Source organism: Lactiplantibacillus sp. ME-2 (assembly GCF_022549155.1).
In the GTDB taxonomy this organism is placed as follows: Bacteria; Bacillota; Bacilli; order Lactobacillales; family Lactobacillaceae; genus Lactiplantibacillus; species Lactiplantibacillus plantarum.
Window position 1 is genome coordinate 1 of record NZ_JAKZEQ010000031.1, and the last position, 22,338, is coordinate 22,338.

Below are 22,338 nucleotides of genomic sequence, written 5' to 3' on the forward strand. Positions count from 1 at the left end.
TCAGATGTGTATAAGAGACAGGTGAACCAAGTGAACCGAGCGAACCGAGCGAACCAAGTGAACCAAGCGAACCAAGTGAACCAAGCGAACCGAGCGAACCAAGTGAACCAAGTGGACCGAGTGAGCCGAGTGAACCAAGTGAACCGAGTGAGCCAAGTGAACCGGTGCTACCAGGACACGCTGACGAGGATAGTGATTCAGATCAGGTTGTCACAACGAAGACTGAGACAGCTAAGTTAGTCAAGCAAACTAATTTAGTAACCACGACTCGGCCAACGAAATTGTTAGGACAGCCAATAAAATTAGTAGCAACTTCTAAACCAGTTGTTAAAGTTACAAAAGCAACTAATCGCAAGTCGGCGCAACAATTGCCACAGACTAGTGAACAATCAATGGATTGGCTAATGATTTTGGGCTGGTTCTTGCTAGGGCTAACAGTTGTTAGTCGTCAACGGCGATTTAATTAAACAAAAAGGCTACTGGAATTTCGCTTCCAGTAGCCTTTATTTATATCATAGATAAGTGTCGCCACATTATCGACGATTTTGAGATGTGCGTTGGTCATGCTTAATTCTGACTGGTTGGGCAGCGGGAACACGGGCGCCAGCCACGACGCCGGCAACGGCAGCTAGTCCGGCTGCGGCCAATAAACCTGCTAATAACATGGGCAAGACCTCCTCAATAGTTGTAAAAACTCGTCTTTTAATACTTGCAGTTTAGGCGACTTATTAACAAAAATCAATTATTTAACCGTAAATTAGTGAGAATCTGAATAACTTGAAATATTCTTAAGTAATTGCCGGTTATTGTTCATTCTGGCAAGGGCGGCCGCATCATTTAAATATTCATGAATTTGATCCGGTTCATCGGATAATTGAGCCTGTAAGAATTTGATCCGCGCTGCGTAATAGGTAACGTGGAATCGCGCACAAATCTCAATCCCGTAGTTTAATAACTGCAAACTCCGCGGTGTATCATTAATGTTAGCGTAAAAAGCCCCCGTGTAATAAGCTAAGTTAATCACGCGCCAAACACTAGCGGTCGTTTCTAGCGGTAGGTTCGGTAGGGCGTGGCGTACTTTTTCAAAATAGTACTGGGCTTTATCGTTATCCTGGTTCTGCTGATAAGCAATCCCGATACCACAGTAGGCCAGCTGTGTATAGATTGTGATGTGAGCCTCGTCCAAATCGGTGATGATTTGGTCAAAATTAAAGATGACATCACTGATCGGGTGGTGGTTAAGGGCAGCAACATAGCCTTTTAGATAACAATATTGTAATTTGGTTTCGCGGTCATGTCGCGGCATATCCGCAGCCTTTTCAAGTTGTACTTCGGCATCTTGATATTCAGTTGTAATGAGGTCGAACTCGACCTGTTCCAAAATCTTCAAAACAGCGGCATCAGCGACGCGTTCGGTTGGAAAGACATCTTCCAATTGTAGGTTGAGTCGCTGACAAAGTTGGGCAACGATTCGTATGGCAGGTGCTTTGCCATTGTTCTCGAACTTACTTAGTGTCGCCTGAGTACAAATACCATCTGCTAGGGCCTTTTGTGAAAGTCCTAGGGCTTTGCGGCGGGCGATGAAAAGCTCAATGTTCATACCATCAACGCTTCCTTTACATATTTAAGTCATAATTGAAACAGCTTTCATTTACCCTAATTAAAAACTTTTTATATAATTTTGTCAATATTTAAACATAATCTTGCATATTCTAAAAATATATCTTGACTATATAAAAAACGCTCGCTAGTCTTTGCTAGTGAGCGTCTGTGAGTTATCTGATGGTTTATTTTGCCATATAGGCGTCTTTGAAGTTATAGTTGGTACCAGAAGTGTTATAAATCAGGCCCTTTAACTTAGGGTTGACCATCTGTGCCAGCGTTGTTTGAGTTAATGGTGCAACGCCTTCATCCGTCCCAATAATTTTTTCAGCTTTGCCTAGAGCAGTCCAGCGTACTGTCGGATCAGTTGATTGCTCGGCCTGCTTGACAGCAGCGTCATAATCAGCATTTTTCCACTTACCAAAGTTGTAATCATTCGTGGAAGTGAGAATGCCTAGGTCAGAGATGGGGTCGGCGAAGTCAGCTTGCCAGCCAGAAATAGCGAGTTGGAAATTACCCGATGTTTCACGTGCAAGTCGGTTTTTGAATGGCAAGGTAATATCGGTAATCTTCAAACCGGGTAGTTCCTTTTCTAGCTGTCCCTGAACATATTCGACCGTCTCTTTGGTTTGGTCAATATTATCGTGCGTAAGCGTTAAGGTTAATGACTTTTTGCCGGTTTCTTTTAATCCTTCTGCCCACAGTTTCTTGGCCTTAGCGGTGTCTTGAGTTGTCGCCGCACTAACTGCATTTTCAGTAGCGAAATCTTCACCAGTCGTTGGATCGGTTGCGAGCCCGGTGGTGACAAAGCCCTTTGGAACTGCTGAGCCATCCGCTAGTACGTCCGTGACAAGTTGGTGCCGGTCAATAGTTAAGGACATCGCTTGCCGGAGCTTGGCATTAGCTAGCGCGGGCACCTTTTTCTGATTAAACTCGAGGTAGTTCAGACGGGATGTCTTACGGAGCACTAACTTGGGATTATTCTTTTCGTTTTTGACTTGTTCGCCGCTCAGGGTGGCCATGTCGAGTTTGTTGCTCTGGAATAAGTTGAATCCGGTCGTGGTTGACTTAACGACTTGGTCATTGATCTTTTCTAAGTAAACGTGTTTTTTATCCCAATATTTAGGATTGCGGTTCAGGGACCATGTCGTATTAGTGCCTTTCCAGCCCTTCATGGTAAACGGCCCATCGTAGACCATCTTGGTGGCCGTTGTCCCATAGTCCTTGCCGTATTTCTGTACGGCGTGTTGGTTCTGCGGGAAGAAGATGGCAAAGCCCATTAGGAGTTTAAAATAAGCCATGGGTTTATCAAGTGTCACGGTTAGCTTGTATTTACCGTCAGCTTTAATTCCTAAACTATTGGCTTTAGCTTTACCATTGGTGATTTGGTCGGCATTCTTGATACCAGAATAAAGATAAGCATATTGCGAAGCGGTCTTGGGATCGATGGTTCGCCGCCAACTATAAACGAAATCTTGAGCGGTTACGGGATCGCCGTTGCTCCACTTGGCGTCTTTGCGCAATGTGAACGTATAAGTTTTTTTATCTTTGGAAATGACAGTATGGGTCGCAATGCCCGGTGTGATTTTATTATTATTGCCAATACGGTAGAGGCCCTCCATCGTGTTATTGATCATATTGGCACTGATCGAATCGGTGACTAGCGAAGTATCCAAAGTCGTTAGTTCGGAGCCATTTTCTGACCAGTTCAAGACTTGCTTTTGTGCCATTCCCGCGCGTAAGTTCCCCGCATTATCTGACTTGGACTGACCTTGACTACAGGCAGCTAACAAAAGGCCGGTCGATGCGGCCGCAGTAGCAGTTGTCAACATTACTTTCCATTTCATAGTAAAACTTCCCCCCAACTTGAATGGTCACGAGAATACATTAAAGCAAGATTAAAATCAATGTTTTGATTCTAATAATTAAAGTAATTAACAGCCGCAAAATGTGTCAAGGAACACAAAAAAAGTACCGTAGTTTGTTGCTACGATACCTTTTATTGTGCGATTTAAGGGTAGTTTGACGTGAGGCGATGCTAGTTAGGTCACCTTATTTTGCCATATAGGCACTCTTGAAGTTATAGTTAATGCCCGCCGTGTTGTAGACTAGGCCTTTCAGCTTAGGGTTGACCATTTGTGCGATGACGTTTTGTGAGAGCGGTGCGACCCCTTGATCCGTCGCCATCGTCTTTTCAGCGGTTGCGAGAGCTTGCCAACGCTTCGTTGTACTGGTTGTACTATTTGCTGTGTTGATAGCACTATCGAAAGTCTTGTTGGTCCACTTACCAAAGTTGTAATCGTTAGTTGATGTCATGATACCGAGGTCTGAAACTGGATCAGCAAAGTCGGCTTGCCATGCGGAGATGACCAGCTGGAAATTACCCGCAATTTCTCGGGAAATTCTCGTCTTATAAGGAACGGTGACACTTTGCACTTTAAGTCCCGGTAACTCCTTTTCCAATTGTCCCTGAACATATTCAGCGAGGGCCTTCATCTGATCTGTATCGTCATGAGTTAGCGTTAAGGTAACCGACTTCTTGCCGGTTTCTTTTAGTCCTTGTTTCCAGAGCTTTTTAGCTTTGGTGGTGTCCTGAGTAACAGCTGATTTAACCGTATTTTCGGTGGCAAAGTCTTTACCAGTCGTTGGATCAGTAGCAAGTCCGGTCGTAACAAAGCCCTTTGGAGTGACGGAACCATCGCCGAGGACATCGTTGACCAACTGCTTACGATTCAAAGTCAGTGACATTGCTTGACGAATCTTCTTATTGGCGAGTAACTTCACCTTCTTTTGATTGAATTCCAAGTAATTTAGACGTGAAGACTTACGGATGACCAGTTTGTTATTATTCTTTTCGTTCTTGACTTGTTGTCCAGATAACGTTGCCATGTCGAGCTTATTACTCTGGAAGAGGTTAAAGGCTGTCGTCGTCGACTTCACGACTTGGTCTTTGATCTTAGTTAAGTAAACGTGTTTTTTATCCCAGTAATTAGGATTGCGCTTAAGTGTCCAGGTCGAGTTGGTCCCTTTCCAACCAGTCATCTTGAATGGCCCGTTGTAAACCATCTTGCTGGAACTGGTCCCGTAGTCCTTTCCGTATTTTTCCACCGCGTGCTGGTTTTGCGGGAAGAAGACCACGAAACCCATCAATAATTTGAAATACTGCATGGGCTTTTCAAGTTTGACGGTCAGCTTATACTTACCATCGGCCTTGATGCCCAAGGTACTAGTCTTGGCCTTGCCGCTGACGATTTTGTCAGCATTTTTGATACCGGAATATAAGTAGGCGTATTGGGAAGCCGTCTTCGGATTAACTGTACGACGCCAGCCATACACAAAGTCTTGTGCGGTCACTTGATCGCCATTACTCCATTTGGCATTTTTACGCAGGGTAAAAGTATAAGTCTTTTTATCTTTGGACACGGTCGTTTTAGTGGCAATACCTGGTGTGACCTTACTGTTTTTACCTAATCGATACAAACCTTCTTGCGAATTACTGATCATCGTCCCACTGATAACATCAGTGGCTAAGGACGGGTCAAGGGTGGTCAAATCCTGGCCGTTTTCCGACCAATTGAGGACTTGAGTCTTGGCCATTTTGGCCGTTGTGTTGCCGGCATTGCTTGAACTGGATGAGGACTGACCACAGCCGACGAGTAAAACGCCGGTCGTTGCCGTTAACGTGGCAACTGTGGCAAATAATTTCCATTGCATATATGTACCCCCTGCTTCAAATGATTATGATATGTAGATGAGAATACATTAAAATTAGATTAAATACAATATTATTTTTTTAATCATTAATATTATTAAGCAAATAAAGCCAGTACGACTCGTTAAGAATCGTACTGGCTTAATTAAGAAAACTAACGTTGCCATTGCATCGTATATTCTGGTTGCTGGGTTGCTTGGTCACTAGCCTGATCAATGACACGGAAACCGTGATAGTGATAAAAGGCAATGGCTGGGCGATTAGCAACATAGACGTTTAATTGTAATTGATGATGGTCAGCTTGGGCAGTCGCCAATAGCGCCGTCCCCAGACCTTGATGTTGAGCATCATTGCAAATGAAAATTCCGGCAATGTAATCGTTTTGTAAGCCTATAAAGCCCAGAATATAAGCTTCAGGTCCGTCGGTCAGTCCGACGATGAGTTCGGCTGATTGTAATGCTTCACGTACTAAGGGGGCTTGTTGACGCCAGTAGTCGGCACTGACAAAGTCATGGGCCGTTAAATTACCACTTAACCAGATTGTCATTAACTGATCGAGTTGGTGAGTTGTCGGGTGTTGTAAGTGTTCAATCTTCATTCGACGCTACCCCGTTTTAATAGTCGAACGCGACTCACTGCCGGAATTTTAGACAGTTCAGCTATTAGGTCGGCTTGTTGTGGCTGCTGTAGGTCGTCGACGTCAATGATGGTGTAAGCAATCTGGTGCTTAGCGGCGTTAGCCATGGTAGTGATGTTGAGGTTGGCCGCTGCTAGTTTGGCCGTGATTTGACTCACCATGTTAGGCACATTTTCGTGAATGACTGTAAAGCGGTAAGCCGCGTTGAACGGGACGTTTAAGTCTGGCAGATTGATGGCCGCATGAACGTTACCGGTTTCCAAATAAGTCATGATAGTGCGCGCAGCTTGTGTGGCACCGTTGATTTCAGCCTCGATAGTCGAGCCGCCGATATGGGGTGTCACGGTAACCGCGGATTGGTTGGCAAGCTGGGGTTCGCCAAAATCGGTGTAGTAGTGGGCAACTTGTCCCGTGGCTAACGCATTCATGACGGCAGTATTGTCAACGATGCCCAGCCGTGAATAATTAAATAATTGAACGCCTGTTGGCATGGCGGCTAACGCATCTTTATTAATCAGATGAAGTGTGTCGGCATTTTTAGGAACGTGGACGGTGACAAAATCAGCTTGTTTGACTGCATCTGGCAGCGTGGCCGCTCGCTGGACTTGTTTGGCAATGTTCCAAGCGGCATCTGCAGATAGATAGGGGTCGTAACCAATTACATTCATGCCTAGACTCAATGCTGCATTGGCAACGAGAGCGCCAACATGGCCGAGTCCGATGACGGCCAAGGTCTTACCCGTTAATTCAATACCATTAAATTGCGTCTTGTCGTGTTCTGTGCGTTGAGAAATATCAGCTTCTGTATGCTGGGCCGAATAGGTCGTTGCAGCTATTAGATTACGGGATGCCATAATGAGCAGGCCGATGATGAGTTCCTTAACGGCATTAGCGTTACTTCCCGGGGTGTTGAAAACTGCAGTCCCGTTGGCGGTTGCCTGATCGATAGGAATGTTGTTAACGCCGGCACCAGCGCGCACAATGACTTTCAACGATGACGGTAATGTCTCGGTATGTAGGTTGACCGAGCGAATTAAGTAAGCATCCGGATGCTCAGATTGATTGAGCGTGTAATCAGCAGTAAACGTGTTGAGGCCGGCTGTGGCGATGGCGTTATAGGTTTTAACTTGATACATAAATATCCTCCTTGATTAACGATGGTGTGCTTCAAAAGCGGCTAGATAGTCAACTAATGCCTGAACACCGGCTAACGGCATGGCGTTATAGAGGCTGGCACGCATACCGCCAACTAAGCGGTGACCCTTTAGGTTTAATAACCCGTGCTCACGGGCGCCTTGAATGACTGCGGCATCGAGGTCGGCCTGACCTGTGACGAATGGAACGTTCATGGTCGAACGGTCGCTGGTCTTGACTGGATTAGTAAATAGTTGTGACTGGTCTAAGAAATCATAGAGTAAGGCGGCTTTAGCGTGATTGCGAGCAGTCATTGTGCTGAGCCCGCCTTGGGCCTTTAGCCACTTGAGTACGAGACCCGCGGCGTAAATAGCAAAAACAGGCGGCGTGTTGAACATCGAATCTTTAGCCGCGAATAGCTGGTAATCCAGCATGCTTGGCAGGTTGGCGACTTGACCAATTAAATCATCACGGACAATGACGATTGTCAAACCAGCGGGACCCAGATTCTTCTGAGCACCAGCAAAGATGAGCCCAAAATCGCTGACTTGGTAAGGTTCACCTAAAAAGTTTGATGACATGTCGGCTACCAGTGGTACTTGACCCGTAACTGGCAGGCGCGTCATCATGGTTCCTTCAATAGTATTATTAGTTGTAAGATGAATATAATCGAGGGATTGATCGATGGGCTGGACGACCGTTGGCAGTTGGTTAAAATGGTTGGCAGCGCTACTCCCCAGTATCGTGACTTTAGTACCGACCCGTTTAGCTTCATCGGCGGCGCGTTGTGCCCAGTGACCGCTGTCAAGCAACCCGATACGATGATGAGGCGCCAGATTTAGTGGCGCAGCTGTGAACTGTAGCGTGCCCCCGCCTTGAAAGAAGAGCACGTGATAGTTGTCAGGAATGGCCATTAAATCGCGAAGATCTTGTTCGGCATCTTGAAGGACTTGCGCAAATAAATCGGAGCGATGCGAGATCTCTAAAATGCTCATGCCGGAGTCTCGAAATGATGGTAGCTCCGCTTGAATTTGAGTGATGACTGGTTGTGGTAGAACGGCTGGCCCAGCAGAAAAATTATAAATTGGCATGAAAAATCCTCGCTTTCAGTAGTTTAATCAAGGTAATAAAAAAGTCCTCGCAGTCGGTTTCGACTACCAGGACGGATAATAACGAGATTAAGCAATTCCACCTGGTAGCGAATGTCTTAGCATCCGTGCTCAGGCTGATTTGCGTACGCAAAATTAGGCCGACACAGATGGGTGTGTAGACCAGGAGGAACTGATATGATGATTGATAGGATTAGTTAGAACCATCAGTTGGACACTCCTTCGTTAAACTGGTGTTGGCACCAGTTAGTTAATTGCGTTGGTATTAATTTAGCAAGCACGTAACTATTTGTCAAGCTAGATAATGAAAAAAGACTGTGGCACAATTAGTATTATTAATAATAATTTAATCTTGGAGGCGCACGATGACAACCTTTTACGTGGTACGACATGGACAAACAGTGGCCAACGCCCAAAATTTAAAACAAGGCACGATTAATACAGCCGTCACGCATTTGAATTCGGTTGGCAAGCAGCAAGCGCAAACGTTGCACGATACGTTTGACATTAGCTTCGCGGATCGGTTGATTTGTAGCCCGCTTGACCGGACCCAGGCCACGGCGGCGATTTTGAATCAAGGCCGGCAACTACCTGTTAGCCAGGACGAGCGGTTATTGGAAATTTCATACGGCCAGTGGGATGGACAGGATAATGATCAGTTGCTAGCGGCCTATCCGCAGTACTTTGATCCACTTTTACAGGACGTTTTGCCAAGCTACGTGGAGGTTGCGACGGATGGCGAGACTTTTGAGCACGTGCAACAACGGGTAGCAGCATTTTTGAAGACAACAGCACAAGCCCATCCAGACGAGCAGATCATTGTCGTGACCCATGGTTTTACCGTCAAAGCCATGGCCTTAGCGATACTAAAGCCGACCGATCCGATGAGCTTACCGGAGCCAGCTAATACGAGCGTCACTAAAGTAATGGTGGATGCTGTCCATGGTCGCCAATATTTAGCATATTATAACCGCCTACCTCAATTCTGACGCGCAATGACTTAACGAACGGGCGATTCCGGGCTACAATAGATGGTGGTTTGAAATAGCCACGCACTGTTGAACCTTATTTCAAATCAAAGTCTAATTAGGCAGCAACAGCAGACATCACATATAAACTCCTAAGTGAGGTGGTCCTAGCATTTGGCGAGGATCGCCCTTTTGTATCCGCTTAAGCGTTTGATCAGTACCAATATTACAGGCGCGGTATAATATAAATAGTATTCAAAAATTAGATGAGATGAGTAATGATGACATATTCAGCAGCATCAACGCGCTATGACGAATTACCGATTCGACGCGTGGGTAAGACGGGGCTACAGTTACCCGTTGTCTCGTTAGGGCTATGGCGAAATTTTGGGGATGAAGCGCCGTTTGCCAATTCACGAAAAGTGGTTCTAGATGCCTTTGATCATGGCGTTTTTAGCTTTGATTTAGCAAATAATTATGGACCATCGAAGGGATCGGCAGAGCGGACGTTCGGACAAATTATGCAACGAGATTTAAAGCCGTATCGTGATGAGCTCGTCATCACGACTAAAGCCGGATATCCGGCCTGGTCAGGGCCGTATGGGGCTTTCGGCTCACGCAAAACGTTGATCAGTTCATTGGATCGTAGTCTTAAGCAAATGCATTTAGATTACGTCGACATTTTCTACTCACATCGTCCAGACCCTAACATCGATTTGTATGAAACTGCCGCGGCCCTTGACCAGTTGGTTCGTCAGGGGAAGGCGTTGTATGTCGGAATTTCAAATTATGACCGCGACCAAACGGCAACGATGGTTAAGTATTTTAATGAGATGCACACGCCGTTTACGGTTAATCAGTACTCATATAACATGTTGAATCAACAGGCTCAAACAACGGGCCTGATTGACTATCTCGGCCAGCATAATGCGGGCTTGGTGGCATATGGTCCATTAGCTGAAGGATTATTGACGCAGCGCTACTTACAAGGAATTCCAGCCGATTTTCCGATTCATCGAACGAATAAATATTTATTTGATCAGGGGACTGCAGCCGTTGTCAATCAGTTGAATGCCCTGAACAGAATCGCTGAGCAACGGGGACAAACCTTGGCCCAAATGGCTTTGGCTTGGCTACTACGGTCACAGGTCGTCACGAGCGTCATCATTGGTACGACCAATGTCGACCACTTGCACGCTAATCTTGAAGCAACGCACAATTTAACCTTTAGTGATGATGAAGTAAAAGCTATTACCGCGATTCTAAAGTAAATTGCATTAAAGGCCACTCCCCCAATATGCCGGGGAGTGGCCTTTTTATTAGCGCGTCCTGTTTATTAAGGTCAAAAATAGCTCACTCTTAGGCTCGTTAGGTAGACCCCTGTTCTTCAGCAATAATCGCCCTATTTCCGACCTCCGGGGCGGAGCGACAATTGCTGGAACGTAAACCGACATCGATTTGAGCCCGAACCCGCCCAGTCTCAAATACGAGACTTATTCTAAGCTGGCGGCTTTTGAATTTAATGACGGTCATGTTTTGAACTGAGCCATAGCCGTGCGCTAACTTCAACTGACCGAATCCGGGCAATTTTAAAATAATTTGGGCGAATGTTCGGTAACCTCGGTAGTTAACGGCATAATTAGTTAGCTGGTGAAATTACTGATTGGTACAAGTGACCGGTTTATCAACGTCATCAAAATGTAATAGTTTTTATCGAACGTACGTTCTAAAAATGTGCTATGATGGAGCTACTATTTCGATGAGGTGATCTAATGGAACAGCTGAAACCAATTGAAGCGTCGTTATTGCAAGCTTATGAGTTAAACTGCGTGGTTCGGTTAACTTTAAGTGATGGTCATCAGCCGAGTGGCTTAATTGCGGCTGTGGACGACCAGCAGCTTTTTTTGAATCAACAAGCGGGAGTCGTTAAGCCGATTGCGTTGAGTGACGTAACCGCCATTGATTTTCTTAAACAGTCTTGGTGGCAGCGGTAATCCTAAAGGTCGTATTTCGCTATGATTTCGTGACGACGGAATTCGGTAATAGCAGTAATCAATTCAAGTGGTAGGGGCTGATCCAGCGGAAACTGGATGGCCCCTTTGCTTGTTTTATAGGTGATTAATTGATCATGAAAAGTCTCAATTGCACTTGGCGTTGGGTACAAGCCAAAGTGATGTTTGAATAAAGCAAAATGGATGACGTTTTCGTGCCAATAGAAGGTCGGCATCTGGTACTTTAACTGCTCTTGCGCCTCTGGTAAGACCGTTGCAATGGTTTGCTGTAAGGCTATTAATTGCGATTGATAGGCTTGTGGTGTGTTAGCAATATAGGCCTCAATCGGCGTCATGGTGAATATCCTCTTGGTCACGTAATTCAGCGGCTAAAGTAGCATCAGGGACAACGGTGATCGTGCGTGCAGGACCACTAAAGGTGACAAGCCCAGCCTTAGCACCCTTGGGTTTACGCATCTGGCCAACGGTGAGCACATCAACAGGTACGCGGTTCATCTGACGACCCTTACTGTAATAGGCCGTCAGTACGGCCGCTTCCTGCAAGGTTTGTTCACTCGGATGATTACTGTGAATAACCACGTGTGAACCGGGAATTTCACCACCCGCGTGCATCCAGTAGTAATCTTTACGGGCCGTCAATGTTAGGTGGTCGTTTTGACGACTATTTTTACCAACTTCAACCAGCACGTGGTCGTGCGTGTAAAAGCGGCGGGGATGGGCGGGTGTTGGGGCCTTAGACGAGTGTAAAACGTGGGTATGAATCGCGCCCGCAGCAATCAGTGTTTGCTTAAGCGCGGCGACCGCTTGTGGATCATTAGGGTCGAAAGCTGCTTGAGTTGCTAATTGCTGGTATAGTTCGGTCTTGGCCGTCGTCAAATTTTGTTGAACGGTCGCTTGACCGCGTTTGCTTTTGTGATAATGATGAAAATAATCCTCGGCATTTTCAATAATTGATTTTTTAATATCGAGTTTAATACTGAGTTGGTGGCCTTGATAGTCGGGCAATTCGACGAAATGATGGTGCCCTTCGATCTGGCTAGCATACGTCTTCAATAACGTGCCCTTGAGTTGCAAATCACTGACATCAGGCAGGTGGTCTAATGCTTTAGTTAATGATTCGATTTGTTTACGCGTGTGGTGAATTAAGTGCGCTAATCCAGTTTGGACTAGGTCGACATCGGTTGTGGTCGTCATTAATGGGTTCCTCTAATCTGTAAAAGTTAACGTCTTAATAATAACATGTTCTGGTTAGTTAATAGTGGAAGATTGGGACTAGCGAATGAATTAAGATGTCAAATGACACGATTGAAAAAAGTTGAGCAATTTTCAGAAAAGTTCGGTATTCTATTACATGGGAGTTGATTGAGAAATGCAAAAAACATTAATTATTAACGCAGGTAGTTCATCATTGAAATGGCAATTATTTGCTATGCCTGCTGAAACGGTGGTTGCTAGTGGTCTCGTTGAACGGATTAGTATGCCCGGTTCAATTTTCACCATCAAGTATGGTGACCATCAAAAGTTTGAAACGACAGTCGATAATTTAGATCAAAATCATGCGGCGCAGATGTTATTGGCTGAATTACAGCGATTAGCAATTATTGACTCATTAACGGAAATTACGGCAGTTGCTCACCGAGTCGTTGCGGGTGGCGAAACGTTCAAGCAAGCAGTTGAAGTGACGCCAGCGGTACTCGAGGCCATTAAGGGGCTTAGTGACTTTGCACCATTGCATAATCCGATGGAGGCACGTGGTATTGAGACGATGGCTCAGGCTTTACCGACCGTTAAACAGTACGCGGTATTTGATAGTCAATTCTTTACCGATTTACCAGAAATGAATGCAATTTACAGTTTGCCATATGAATTGACCCAAAAATACCATATTCGCCGTTACGGTGAACATGGTATCTCGCATGGTTACTTAACCGGTCGGGCTGCAGAACTGCTGGCTAAGCCGAAAGATGACCTCAACCTGGTGACGTTACACTTAGGTAGTGGCGCGTCATTAGCTGCCGTAAAAAATGGCCGGGCCTTCGACACATCGATGGGCTTTACGCCATTAACGGGTGTCACAATGGGAACGCGCGCGGGTGACGTTGATCCGGCCGTATTGCCATTTCTCATGAAAGCTTTAAAGATCGATGATCCGAATGAAATCATGATGATGCTTAACAATCAGTCTGGGTTGTTAGGAATCTCAGGAATTTCACCAGATATGCGTGAAATCCGTGCGCAAGAAGCCACGAATCCCCAAGCCCAACTAGCTGTTGAAATTTTTGTCAATCGGATTGTTAAGTATGCCGGTAGCTATTTGACAGAATTAAAACGGGCGGATGCGCTGATTTTTGCGGGCGGCATTGGCGAGCACAATGCGACCTTGCGCCAGCAAATTATTGATGAACTGAGCATCTTTGGTGTGACCCTGGATCCGAAATTAAATGAAGCGGGTCAAGAAGGACTCATCAGTGGCGCAGATTCCAAGATTAAAGTGATGTTGATCCCAACTAACGAAGAATTAGCGATGGTGCGACAAGTTGCGGCGTTGCAAAATTAAGCTTCTCTTAATTTACGACTGCAATCAGTCTGCCGCTGCATAGCGCGTGCTATACTAACTGGCAAGGTACCCATGATGGGACTTGTAAGGAGGGAAGCTCTCTTCGCAGAGCGCATAGATGATCGGTTTATTGATTGCTTTAGTAATTGGTTTATGGTTGCTCAAAGTTATCTTTAAAATTGGTTTTAAAATTATCGGTTGGGTGTTCATGATTGTGATTGGGTTGTTTTTATTTAAAATCGCATTATGGTTAGGCCTGATCGTCGTGGCGATTGCCGGCGTTGCATTATTCGGAAATGCCACCACGTAATTTGAAAGATAAAGATGAGCGTTGTTAAAACTAGTGTCATCGGCACGCTAGCCGTAAAGGCGGCTTGTTGGAACTAAATAGTCATTGAACAAAAACAGGAAATCTCAGTTAGTTTTGTGAGACTTCCTGTTTTTTGAGTTAGATTAAAGTTCCGAGATAAACCATGACTAGGCCACCGACGAGACTCAAGCCAAAGTATTCCCAGGCGACCCGTTGATGGTGGTTACGGCCGAGCAACACGAGTTCGTTGATCATTGTTGAAAAAGTCGTATAGCCACCCATAATCCCAGTTCCTAGAAAAATCTGCCAGTTGGGCGGTAATGAGCTGGTTAAAATCCAACCGAGCAATAAAGCGCCGGTTAGATTGATAAATAACGTGGCAATTGGTAACGGCCATCGATTGAGAGGTAGTGCTAAGCGCATGATGCCGTAACGACTTAAGGCCCCTACAGCTGCGCCGGCACCGGCCAATCCGACTAGGACTAACATTAAAATTCCTCCTTTGGTAGCCAATAGGTGCTAAGGAAGTTTCCAGCTAGCCCCGCTAGCAAACCCAACCCTAAGCTAGCAGCGACATAACTTAAAGCTAAAACGCTATGACCACTTTGAAACGATTGTAGCGTTTCAAAAGTGAAGGTGGAAAAAGTAGTAAAGCTACCAACGAACCCGACACTTATACCGATAACAATATCTTCAGAGACGGGTAACCGCGCTGGTAACAAGTTAGTAATCAGGCTAAGAACAAATGCTCCCACAATATTAATCAGACACGTTATCCAGAAATGTTGTGGCCAAGTGACGAGCAAACTAAGCCCCTCCCGGAGACCACCACCTAGCATTGCGAAGCCGGTAATTGCAATGATCTTTTTCAAGCTGACACCTGCTTTCTGAAAGTAATTTTAGTTTACTGAAAAAACTTTTAAAAAACAATGGTTCTTGCAAATTGAAATTAAACATGCTAATCTACAAAGTAACTTATAAAACACGAGGTATTCAGCCAATGCGCAACTAATTAATTCTAGTAACTGAACAGAGCCATGCCTAGCGATAGGGGTGGACTGTCCGTTTTGGGATTAATTAGGGTGCTGGTGGAATCAATTGCCAGCGTTCTCATTTTGAGGACGTTTTTTTGTGCCATAAATTAGTCCCTGCAACTAAGGGGATGCTTATTAATGACAATGATTAATTTAAAAAATATTCAAAAAGATATGGCGGGACGGCCACTATTTACAATTGACCGATTAGTCGCCAATGCCGGGGATAAAATCGGCGTGGTTGGGCGGAACGGTGCTGGTAAATCAACACTGGCCCATTTACTGACGGGTACTGATCGTGATTATACGGGACAAATTATGGTGGACGAGCCAGTCAGCTATGTTGCCCAAATCGCACCGACTTTTGACCAAAGTGGTGGTCAAGCTATGCTAACCAGAATTCGGCAGGCTTTGAGCGCCCGGCCAACAATTTTAATTCTAGATGAACCGTCATCTAATTTGGATAAAACACATCAGCAATGGCTTATTAATCAGTTACAACGTTTTCGTGGGTTGCTGTTGTTGATTTCACATGATCGGCAATTATTAAATGCTGTGACGACACAGACTTGGGCGGTTGAACACCAAAAATTCACCGCATATGCAGGCAATTACGCATATTATCAGACGGTAAAAGCGCAGCAACTCGCAACTCAGGAAGCCGCGTATCAGCGCCAAAACACTCATCAGCGTGAGTTACTAGCAGCGCAGCGTCAACGTAATGAAAAAGCCCAGCGGATTCGAAAAGGCAATCGGCGAATGTCGCAAGTAGAGCGTGCCAAGACGAAAGCGACTAGGGAAGCTACTGCAGCCAAGATGGAACGAACGGCTAAACGCATGGTCGCCCGAGGACAACGGGAACCGCAAGTTGCTAAGCCCTTTACGACTTCAGGCTTTAAGTTAGTCGCGACAGATTTTCCGACGTTTACAGGTAAGACCGTGGTAACTGGTCTTAATGTCACATTGGCTGAATATGGAAAAACGTTGTTAGCACACGCTGACTTTCAAATCAGGCCGCATGATCGGGTCGCTATCGTGGGGCCCAACGGTAGCGGTAAGACCACATTACTGCGTGCAATTTTAGGTGGCCGGGTGTCAGGATTACGATTGGCTCCGGCGGCACGAGTCGGAGTATTCAACCAAGATATGACAGTGCTCGACGGTAAACAGTCAGTGTGGCAAACGGTGCGGCAAGTCAGTCAGCTACCGGATCAAACGATCCGTAACGTCATGGGCGCGTTGGGCCTGCCAGCACGCTTTTATCCGCAACTGGTATCGGCGTTAAGTGGTGGTGAACTAGTTAAATTACAGCTAATTCGTATTTTAGTCGGTCAATATAACGTTTTAATGTTAGATGAACCAACCAATTATTTGGATGTGGACGCGCTGGATGCGTTGGCCGATTACTTACAAAATTATCCTGGAACCGTAATTTTTGTTTCACATGATGAACCGTTTCGCCAGGCCGTTGCTACTCGGGTGTTGCAATTCGAGACGCACCAATTAGTTGATCCTGACAAAGTTGTTAAAGCGCCGCAACCGGTAGAAGCTGACTTAGCAGTACTTCAGTTCAAGTATGATCAATTAATGGCAGACCCGACGTCTTCTACAGCTGCTATTCAGGCGTTACGGCAACAAATTGATCGGCTGAAAGCATGAATTAAGGTCAACTTGTTATTGTTGTGACCCGACCTAAGTGGGGAATATTACCCAAAAACAGGTTTTCTCATAATTGAGAAAACCTGTTTTAATTTAGTGTTTATTCAGTGAATGATACCACTAGCGCCACGGAATGACGAAGGCGCCGACTTGTAAAAGCAAGACGCCACTAATCACAATGGTCCAATCCAACTTAGTCAGTGGAATCTGATGATAGTGAGTGCGGGGTGCATCTTCGACAAAACCATGGGAGCGCATGGCCTGGGCAAGGTTCTGCGACCAATTGATAGAGACCAAAATTGCTTTAAAGTAGAGCTGTGGCGACCAGAAGGACAGGACCTGCCCACGCATCAGACCAGCAGCCCGAATCACTTGAACTTCGTGCTGAATCCGTGGTACCAAGTTATACGCGGCGAGGACGCCATATGCAAATTTGGCGGGTAAATGCCAGTTTTGCTCAAGCGAATCGGTTAATTGTAAGACGTCAGTCGTGAGCGTAAAAGTAGCGCCCGTAAAAACAAACGCATAGATCCGTGTGAACAGGACCCAGGCCATCAAAGTCTTGTCACCGCTACCGTTAATGTACTGGGTACTCCAAAGTCCAATTGCTGGTAGCAACGGAATGAGTAGCAACCACCCTAATGTTCGAAGCCGAGTTCGGTGACCGAGCAGGTAAATCAGTGCCAGAATAATCAGTGCCACGTTCAAACTTACAATTGTCGTGAATGAAATTTCTAGCGCAATGATGAGTAGTAATAATAATTTCATGCTAGGATTCATGATCGCACCACCCAATCTAAATGGTGATTTTCAAAGTGTAGCTGATAGTCAATCAATGGCATCAGGCCGGTTAACTGGTGACTAATAATAATCAGCGTCTGCTTAGTTGCCGCTTGGGTGGTCTGTAATAACGCGACCAGGGCATTGATCGAATGCAAATCTAGCCCTTTTAAGGGTTCATCCATGAGTAGAACTGGTGACTGCATGATTAACATGAGCAGAATTTGTAGTTTCTTTTTCTGTCCCTCACTCAAAGTATAGATGACTTGTTCATCACGACCGGATAAGTTGAGTTGCACTAAGGCCGTTTGAATACGGTCTGCGGTAAAGTAGTCGCCATACGCATAGCGTTTACTTTGAGCCAGTTCTTCAGCGACCGTGATGTTTAAAAACTGGGTCTCAGCGTCCTGAAAAAGCAAGGCGACGTGGCGAGCATAGCGTTTGCGTTTTAGCTTGTCGATAGGTGTCCCTTCGTAACGAATTTCGCCAGTATAGGGGTGCAGACGGACGAGGGCTTCAAATAACGTGGATTTACCGCTACCGTTAGGACCCGTGATCAGCGTATTGTGTTGTGCTAACAATTGACGCGTTGTCGGTACTAATAGTTGACGATCACCTGCCTGTAAAGTGACGTGATCAAGTTGAAAACAAGGGCGTTCAACGCGTTGCGGTGCTGACCATGACCGTTGTGGCTGCTCAGTAAAGGCTGAAAATAACTCAGACCAGGTGGTGCGATCAATGAGCTGTAAGTGCTGGTCCTTGATTTGGACGACTTGATCGACGAGCTGTTCGTAACCTGATAGGTCATGATCCGCCAAGATGATTGTCTTCCCATGTTGATTGCGTAGTTCCACGAGTCGGTCTAACAAGACGGCTCGTGCGGTCGGATCGACACTGGCAAAGGGCTCATCTAGTAGGATGACATCGCTATCCATAGCGACAATGATTGCAAGGGCCACTTTCTGTTTCTCGCCACCGGATAAATGATTTAATAGTCGTGACTGTAAATTTCGGATACCAACAAAGTCAAGCGCACTAAGTAAGCGGGCCGGTATTTGGTCACGGGGCACTTGTAAGTTCTCAAGTACGAAAATTAGTTCATTTTCAACGGTATCCATGGCAAACTGCTGATTAGGATTCTGAAACATCATGGCAACGTGCTGAGCGCGCTGATTAGCGGTGCTAGCAGTTAATGACTGACCATCAAAGGTAATGGTGCCGTAATCTGGAGTCAGGGGTAGTAAGCCTGCAATCAGCTTTAGGAGCGTCGACTTACCTGTTCCCGATGGCCCTGTCAATAGGATGAAGCTTTGCCGTGGTAGTGTTAGGTTAACGCGATCCAGAATGGGTGTCGACGCCTGTGGATAGGTGTAAGTTAAATTATTCAGCGCGATACTAGCCATTCGAGAAAGCCTCCATTTTATAAAGTGTATTAATGCGTTGATTTTAAAACATGACTGCGATCAAGTAGGTCCGTGATGGTTTTAGTTAACAGACCCCCGAAAACAAACATCGAAATAAAGCGAACGACCACGTATAAAACCAAGAGCCATAGCTGTAATTTATAGTAACCATTACGGGCAAGGTCCCAGCCAAAGGTGACCACAGTAGTTGTTGCGGCCGCAGCCGTTAAGCCTAACCAGTCATAGTGTTTGTAGCCAGTGACGATATAACCTAGTTCGGCCCCAAATCCTTGCACGACACCAGAAATCAATGTGGTGATTCCCCATTGACCACCGAAAAACATTTCGACGGTTGCTGCGAGGAGCTCACCTAGCGTTGCCGAACCCTTTAGTCGAATGAGGTAGCCAGCTAACATGCCGGGCATGCACCATAAGCCAAGTAGTAGTTCATTAGCCAGACCGCTTAGACCAAATGGTGTCAGGGCCGCACTTAAAATGTTATAAACAAAATTAGTCCCCATAAAGATGGCACCAAAGAAAATACCAATTAGTGCCAGTAAAATAATATCGTTCAAGTACCATGATTTAACCCATTTCATTGTTAAATCCTCCCAAAAGTAGTTTGTCATTCACGCATCCAAGCGACAAAAAACGCCTACCACGATTATCGGTGGCAGGCGGCTAAGTCTGAATTGATGGTTCCCCAAATAAAAGCATTGCTCCCTGCGCTGGCATTGTCCAGATTCAGGTTCAATGGGTATTATCTCAGCCGTGATGGCACCCCAGTTGCTATGAATGATACGTTTAGTGTAACGGATAATGACATTCAGTGCAATCAATTTTCCGGAAACTAAAGCAAAGTATGATGAAAAGTCACAATTTTGTGGTTTACTATGGATAAAGCAATGTATTTGGTTAATATTCTTAGGAGGGATCTCGATGGCAGAATCAGTGTATGATTTTACAGAAACTGAGATGAGTGGTGCGCCACTTGACTTGTCACAATATCGCGGTCAGGTCTTGCTAATCGTGAATACGGCTAGCAACTGTGGCCTGGCGCCACAGTTTAAAGGATTAGAAGAACTTTATCAGAAGTATCAGCAGGAGGGCCTAGTGGTCTTGGGATTGCCATCCAATCAATTTCATCAAGAAAAGGCGGATGACGATGAGACCCATGACTATTGTCAACGGCACTACGGGGTAACGTTTCCCATGACCAAACGGGTGATGGTTAATGGTGATGACGCTGATCCGTTATTTACTTACCTCAAACAGGCGGCGGGACATGGCCGAATCAAGTGGAATTTCACAAAATTCCTGATTGGTCGTGATGGCCGTGTGCTCGAACGCTATGCCCCAACGACACGGCCGGCAACATTTGAAGCAGCGATTCGTGATGCCTTGGCTGATCGTTCAGAAGATTAACGATAAATTTAACAATGATCGTTTAATTTAAAAGAAAGAAGTGGCTTAAGTTGGAAACTTATACGTTACGTGATGGTTTAACAGTACCTAAAATTGGCTTTGGAACATATAAACTGAATGGTGCTCATGGTGTGCAAGTGATCGACTCAGCGATTGATCGCGGCTACCGATTATTAGATACGGCCTTTAACTATGAAAATGAAGGTGCTGTTGGTGAAGCGGTTCGGCGTTCGTCAGTACCGCGTTCGGAACTCTTGATTTCATCAGAACTTCCTGGTCGCCACCACACCTACACGGAAGCTATCAATACGATTCAAGAATCATTATATCGAGCTGGCCTGGATTATTATGATTTATATCTAATTCATTGGCCTAACCCTAAGGAAGATCATTATGTTGAAGCTTGGCAGGCACTGATTGATGCCCAGAAGTTAGGCTTGATTCGTTCGATTGGGGTCTCGAATTTCTTACCAGAACATTTAGAACGATTAAACAAAGAAACGGGTGTTTTACCCGTCATTAATCAGGTCGAATTACATCCGTACTTTAACCAGCAGGCACAACGGGATTATGATCAAGCACACGGTATTTTGACGCAAGATTGGAGTCCCCTTGGCCGGGCCAGTGAGATGCTTCAAAATGAGACGCTCAAAGAGATTGCAGTGCACTACCATAAAAATGTTGGTCAGTTGATTTTACGGTGGGAACTACAGTTAGGGACCTTGCCGATTCCAAAGTCGTCAACGCCGAGCCGTCAAGCAGGTAATATGGACGTGTTTGATTTTGAAATCAGTGCAGCTGATATGGCAACAATTAATGGTTTGAGCCAAGTGGATGGTCGCTTGAATAATCAAGATCCAGCAGTGTACCAAGAATTTTAATTTGAATGATATAAAAAGATAGCGACGTTGTGATGATAACTCGTCGCTATCTTTTTATGGGCAACTGCTTGTTGATGATTGGTTTGTGATATCAGCGTAATCGCAATGCATGGTGCAGTAGCGATTGGCTTTTTTAATCATACAAAATGCTAACTGTGTAGCTGTGAGCCACTATCTGGTAAAATATGTTTATAGGTATGTTTTAAGGGCGGTTGGCTGTTTTCATCTTGAAAGGTCGTGGTAGTATGACAAATACGTTTCCCACACTAGGAAAGGTTTTCAGCCGTGGTCACTCTACTTGTTTGGTTTGCTTTCTTGCAAATCATTTTGAGCATCGCACTAGCGATGTATCAGGTATGGAACTCCAGAAACAAAAAATAGCCACCCCAAAACTTTGGCCGGTATTGGGTGACTGTTCTTTGATTATCTAAATTTAAAGCCAACTGCTCTTAGAGCGGGCCTTGATTCAAGTCGGTATTAACGTACCGGCTTTTTTACTGTCTTTATTTTAGCACGTATACGCTTCAGAAAGTGTATTTTTGATTCAAAAAAATAAAGATAAGCTTCCAATCGATTGGCATAACTATTTTATTACGCGCGCTTAACCGCGATTACCTTAACTTGATAAGCCCCGTTCGGTGCGTTCACAGTGACCACATCGTCAACAGTATGATTAGCGAGCGCTTGACCGATGGGAGATGTGAATGAGATTTTTTGTTGTTCGAGATTGGCTTCCTGTTTTCCAACTAATTGATAGGTGATTTGGTCATGATCATCCAGAAATTCGATGGTCACGAATTTACCGATATCGAGTTGATTGTTGTCAGCTGGTTGAACGATTTGGGCGTATTGCAACTGCTTGTTGAGATAACGCAGGCGGCTTTCTAAGCGACCTAAGTCCCGTTTGGCACTACTATATTCGGCATTCTCAGAACGGTCACCTAGTGCCGCAGCCGCAGCCAGAATTCTGATTCGCTCGGGCCGTTGTTGCTTTAAGTCTTCAATTTCCTGTTCGATGGCATGGTAACCAGTCGCAGTCATTTTGTTAAAAGTTGGTTCCATAGCAAAAACCTCGTGTCCGTTGAATTTCTGGGAATAGTTTACCGCAAATGTGA

The 22,338-nt window shown here is 45.3% G+C and carries 23 protein-coding genes, 1 pseudogene and 1 riboswitch; of the genes and pseudogenes, 9 read left to right on the top strand and 15 right to left on the bottom strand.

What is annotated here, in order from left to right; genetic code table 11:
• Positions 1 to 23: 23 nt before the first annotated feature.
• Positions 24 to 467 (top strand): annotated as a pseudogene (locus MMY95_RS11295) (LPXTG cell wall anchor domain-containing protein); the annotation flags it as partial.
• 66 nt (positions 468 to 533) lie between these two features.
• Here the strand turns inward: MMY95_RS11295 and MMY95_RS15985 are convergent.
• From MMY95_RS15985 to serC, 7 genes are all read right to left on the bottom strand, one after another.
• The gene (locus tag MMY95_RS15985; RefSeq protein ID WP_003641790.1) at positions 534 to 665 is read right to left on the bottom strand and encodes a hypothetical protein; all 132 of its coding nucleotides are present in this window, start codon (positions 663 to 665) and stop codon (positions 534 to 536) included.
• Positions 666 to 757: 92 nt separating this feature from the next.
• Positions 758 to 1,600, bottom strand: a complete 843-nt coding sequence (locus MMY95_RS11300) for a helix-turn-helix transcriptional regulator (protein ID WP_003641791.1) — start codon at positions 1,598 to 1,600, stop codon at positions 758 to 760.
• Between the two features lie 187 nt (positions 1,601 to 1,787).
• The gene (locus tag MMY95_RS11305) at positions 1,788 to 3,449 is read right to left on the bottom strand and encodes a peptide ABC transporter substrate-binding protein (RefSeq protein WP_241277648.1); all 1,662 of its coding nucleotides are present in this window, start codon (positions 3,447 to 3,449) and stop codon (positions 1,788 to 1,790) included.
• A 205-nt stretch (positions 3,450 to 3,654) separates the two neighbouring features.
• Positions 3,655 to 5,316, bottom strand: coding sequence for a peptide ABC transporter substrate-binding protein (locus MMY95_RS11310; RefSeq protein WP_011100915.1), 1,662 nt, complete (start codon positions 5,314 to 5,316; stop codon positions 3,655 to 3,657).
• 152 nt (positions 5,317 to 5,468) lie between these two features.
• A complete protein-coding gene (locus MMY95_RS11315) occupies positions 5,469 to 5,912 on the bottom strand; it encodes a GNAT family N-acetyltransferase (RefSeq protein ID WP_003641794.1) in 444 nt (147 codons plus the stop codon).
• Complete coding sequence (locus MMY95_RS11320) at positions 5,909 to 7,087, bottom strand: phosphoglycerate dehydrogenase (protein WP_087509617.1); 1,179 nt, start codon at positions 7,085 to 7,087, stop codon at positions 5,909 to 5,911. The genes MMY95_RS11315 and MMY95_RS11320 overlap by 4 nt, the downstream gene beginning before the upstream one ends.
• A 15-nt stretch (positions 7,088 to 7,102) precedes the next feature.
• On the bottom strand, positions 7,103 to 8,176 hold the full coding sequence (gene serC, locus MMY95_RS11325) for a 3-phosphoserine/phosphohydroxythreonine transaminase (protein ID WP_003641796.1): 1,074 nt from the start codon (positions 8,174 to 8,176) through the stop codon (positions 7,103 to 7,105).
• A gap of 383 nt (positions 8,177 to 8,559) precedes the next feature.
• Here serC and MMY95_RS11330 point away from each other — a divergent pair, with 383 nt between their 5' ends.
• From MMY95_RS11330 to MMY95_RS11340, 3 genes are all read left to right on the top strand, one after another.
• Positions 8,560 to 9,183: a histidine phosphatase family protein gene (locus MMY95_RS11330; RefSeq protein WP_003646364.1), complete on the top strand. Its 624-nt coding sequence runs from the start codon at positions 8,560 to 8,562 to the stop codon at positions 9,181 to 9,183.
• Between the two features lie 260 nt (positions 9,184 to 9,443).
• On the top strand, positions 9,444 to 10,433 hold the full coding sequence (locus tag MMY95_RS11335; protein ID WP_003643690.1) for an aldo/keto reductase: 990 nt from the start codon (positions 9,444 to 9,446) through the stop codon (positions 10,431 to 10,433).
• A 501-nt stretch (positions 10,434 to 10,934) separates the two neighbouring features.
• A complete protein-coding gene (locus tag MMY95_RS11340) occupies positions 10,935 to 11,156 on the top strand; it encodes a hypothetical protein (RefSeq protein ID WP_003641799.1) in 222 nt (73 codons plus the stop codon).
• A 2-nt stretch (positions 11,157 to 11,158) separates the two neighbouring features.
• Here the strand turns inward: MMY95_RS11340 and MMY95_RS11345 are convergent, their stop codons facing one another.
• Both MMY95_RS11345 and MMY95_RS11350 read right to left on the bottom strand, forming a co-directional pair.
• The gene (locus MMY95_RS11345; RefSeq protein ID WP_003641800.1) at positions 11,159 to 11,509 is read right to left on the bottom strand and encodes a DUF1801 domain-containing protein; all 351 of its coding nucleotides are present in this window, start codon (positions 11,507 to 11,509) and stop codon (positions 11,159 to 11,161) included.
• Entirely contained in the window at positions 11,496 to 12,368 is an 873-nt protein-coding gene (locus tag MMY95_RS11350) for an NFACT RNA binding domain-containing protein (protein ID WP_011100918.1), read from the bottom strand. The genes MMY95_RS11345 and MMY95_RS11350 overlap by 14 nt, the downstream gene beginning before the upstream one ends.
• A 175-nt stretch (positions 12,369 to 12,543) precedes the next feature.
• On the opposite strand from MMY95_RS11350, the gene MMY95_RS11355 reads away from it, so the two are divergent.
• Complete coding sequence (locus MMY95_RS11355) at positions 12,544 to 13,731, top strand: acetate/propionate family kinase (protein ID WP_003641803.1); 1,188 nt, start codon at positions 12,544 to 12,546, stop codon at positions 13,729 to 13,731.
• A gap of 130 nt (positions 13,732 to 13,861) precedes the next feature.
• On the top strand, positions 13,862 to 14,041 hold the full coding sequence (locus tag MMY95_RS11360) for a hypothetical protein (protein WP_015639870.1): 180 nt from the start codon (positions 13,862 to 13,864) through the stop codon (positions 14,039 to 14,041).
• A 138-nt stretch (positions 14,042 to 14,179) separates the two neighbouring features.
• On the opposite strand, the gene MMY95_RS11365 is transcribed toward MMY95_RS11360, so the two are convergent.
• The gene (locus tag MMY95_RS11365; protein WP_003641805.1) at positions 14,180 to 14,530 is read right to left on the bottom strand and encodes a CrcB family protein; all 351 of its coding nucleotides are present in this window, start codon (positions 14,528 to 14,530) and stop codon (positions 14,180 to 14,182) included.
• Positions 14,530 to 14,913, bottom strand: coding sequence for a CrcB family protein (locus MMY95_RS11370; protein ID WP_202861229.1), 384 nt, complete (start codon positions 14,911 to 14,913; stop codon positions 14,530 to 14,532). The genes MMY95_RS11365 and MMY95_RS11370 overlap by 1 nt, the downstream gene beginning before the upstream one ends.
• 300 nt (positions 14,914 to 15,213) lie before the next feature.
• On the opposite strand from MMY95_RS11370, the gene MMY95_RS11375 reads away from it, so the two are divergent.
• A complete protein-coding gene (locus MMY95_RS11375; RefSeq protein ID WP_063721103.1) occupies positions 15,214 to 16,734 on the top strand; it encodes an ABC-F family ATP-binding cassette domain-containing protein in 1,521 nt (506 codons plus the stop codon).
• Positions 16,735 to 16,854: 120 nt separating this feature from the next.
• Here the strand turns inward: MMY95_RS11375 and MMY95_RS11380 are convergent, their stop codons facing one another.
• From MMY95_RS11380 to MMY95_RS11390, 3 genes are read right to left on the bottom strand one after another with little or no spacing between them, the layout of a single operon-like run.
• Positions 16,855 to 17,514, bottom strand: coding sequence for an energy-coupling factor transporter transmembrane component T (locus MMY95_RS11380; protein ID WP_202861230.1), 660 nt, complete (start codon positions 17,512 to 17,514; stop codon positions 16,855 to 16,857).
• Positions 17,511 to 18,917, bottom strand: coding sequence for an ABC transporter ATP-binding protein (locus MMY95_RS11385; RefSeq protein ID WP_104795491.1), 1,407 nt, complete (start codon positions 18,915 to 18,917; stop codon positions 17,511 to 17,513). Before MMY95_RS11385 ends, MMY95_RS11380 begins: the two co-directional genes overlap by 4 nt.
• Positions 18,918 to 18,946: 29 nt before the next feature.
• Positions 18,947 to 19,516 (bottom strand): ECF transporter S component, encoded by a 570-nt coding sequence (locus MMY95_RS11390; RefSeq protein ID WP_015639877.1) that lies wholly within the window; start codon positions 19,514 to 19,516, stop codon positions 18,947 to 18,949.
• A 102-nt stretch (positions 19,517 to 19,618) separates the two neighbouring features.
• Positions 19,619 to 19,712: riboswitch (TPP riboswitch) on the bottom strand.
• A 144-nt stretch (positions 19,713 to 19,856) separates the two neighbouring features.
• Here MMY95_RS11390 and MMY95_RS11395 point away from each other — a divergent pair.
• Together MMY95_RS11395 and MMY95_RS11400 are read left to right on the top strand one after the other, a co-directional pair.
• Entirely contained in the window at positions 19,857 to 20,342 is a 486-nt protein-coding gene (locus tag MMY95_RS11395; protein WP_003646371.1) for a glutathione peroxidase, read from the top strand.
• Positions 20,343 to 20,392: 50 nt separating this feature from the next.
• A complete protein-coding gene (locus tag MMY95_RS11400) occupies positions 20,393 to 21,223 on the top strand; it encodes an aldo/keto reductase (protein ID WP_241277649.1) in 831 nt (276 codons plus the stop codon).
• Positions 21,224 to 21,814: 591 nt separating this feature from the next.
• On the opposite strand, the gene greA is transcribed toward MMY95_RS11400, so the two are convergent.
• Positions 21,815 to 22,285 carry a transcription elongation factor GreA gene (gene greA / locus MMY95_RS11405; RefSeq protein ID WP_013355131.1) on the bottom strand — a complete coding sequence of 157 codons (471 nt, stop codon included), beginning with the start codon at positions 22,283 to 22,285 and terminating at the stop codon, positions 21,815 to 21,817.
• Between the last annotated feature and the right edge of the window lie 53 nt (positions 22,286 to 22,338).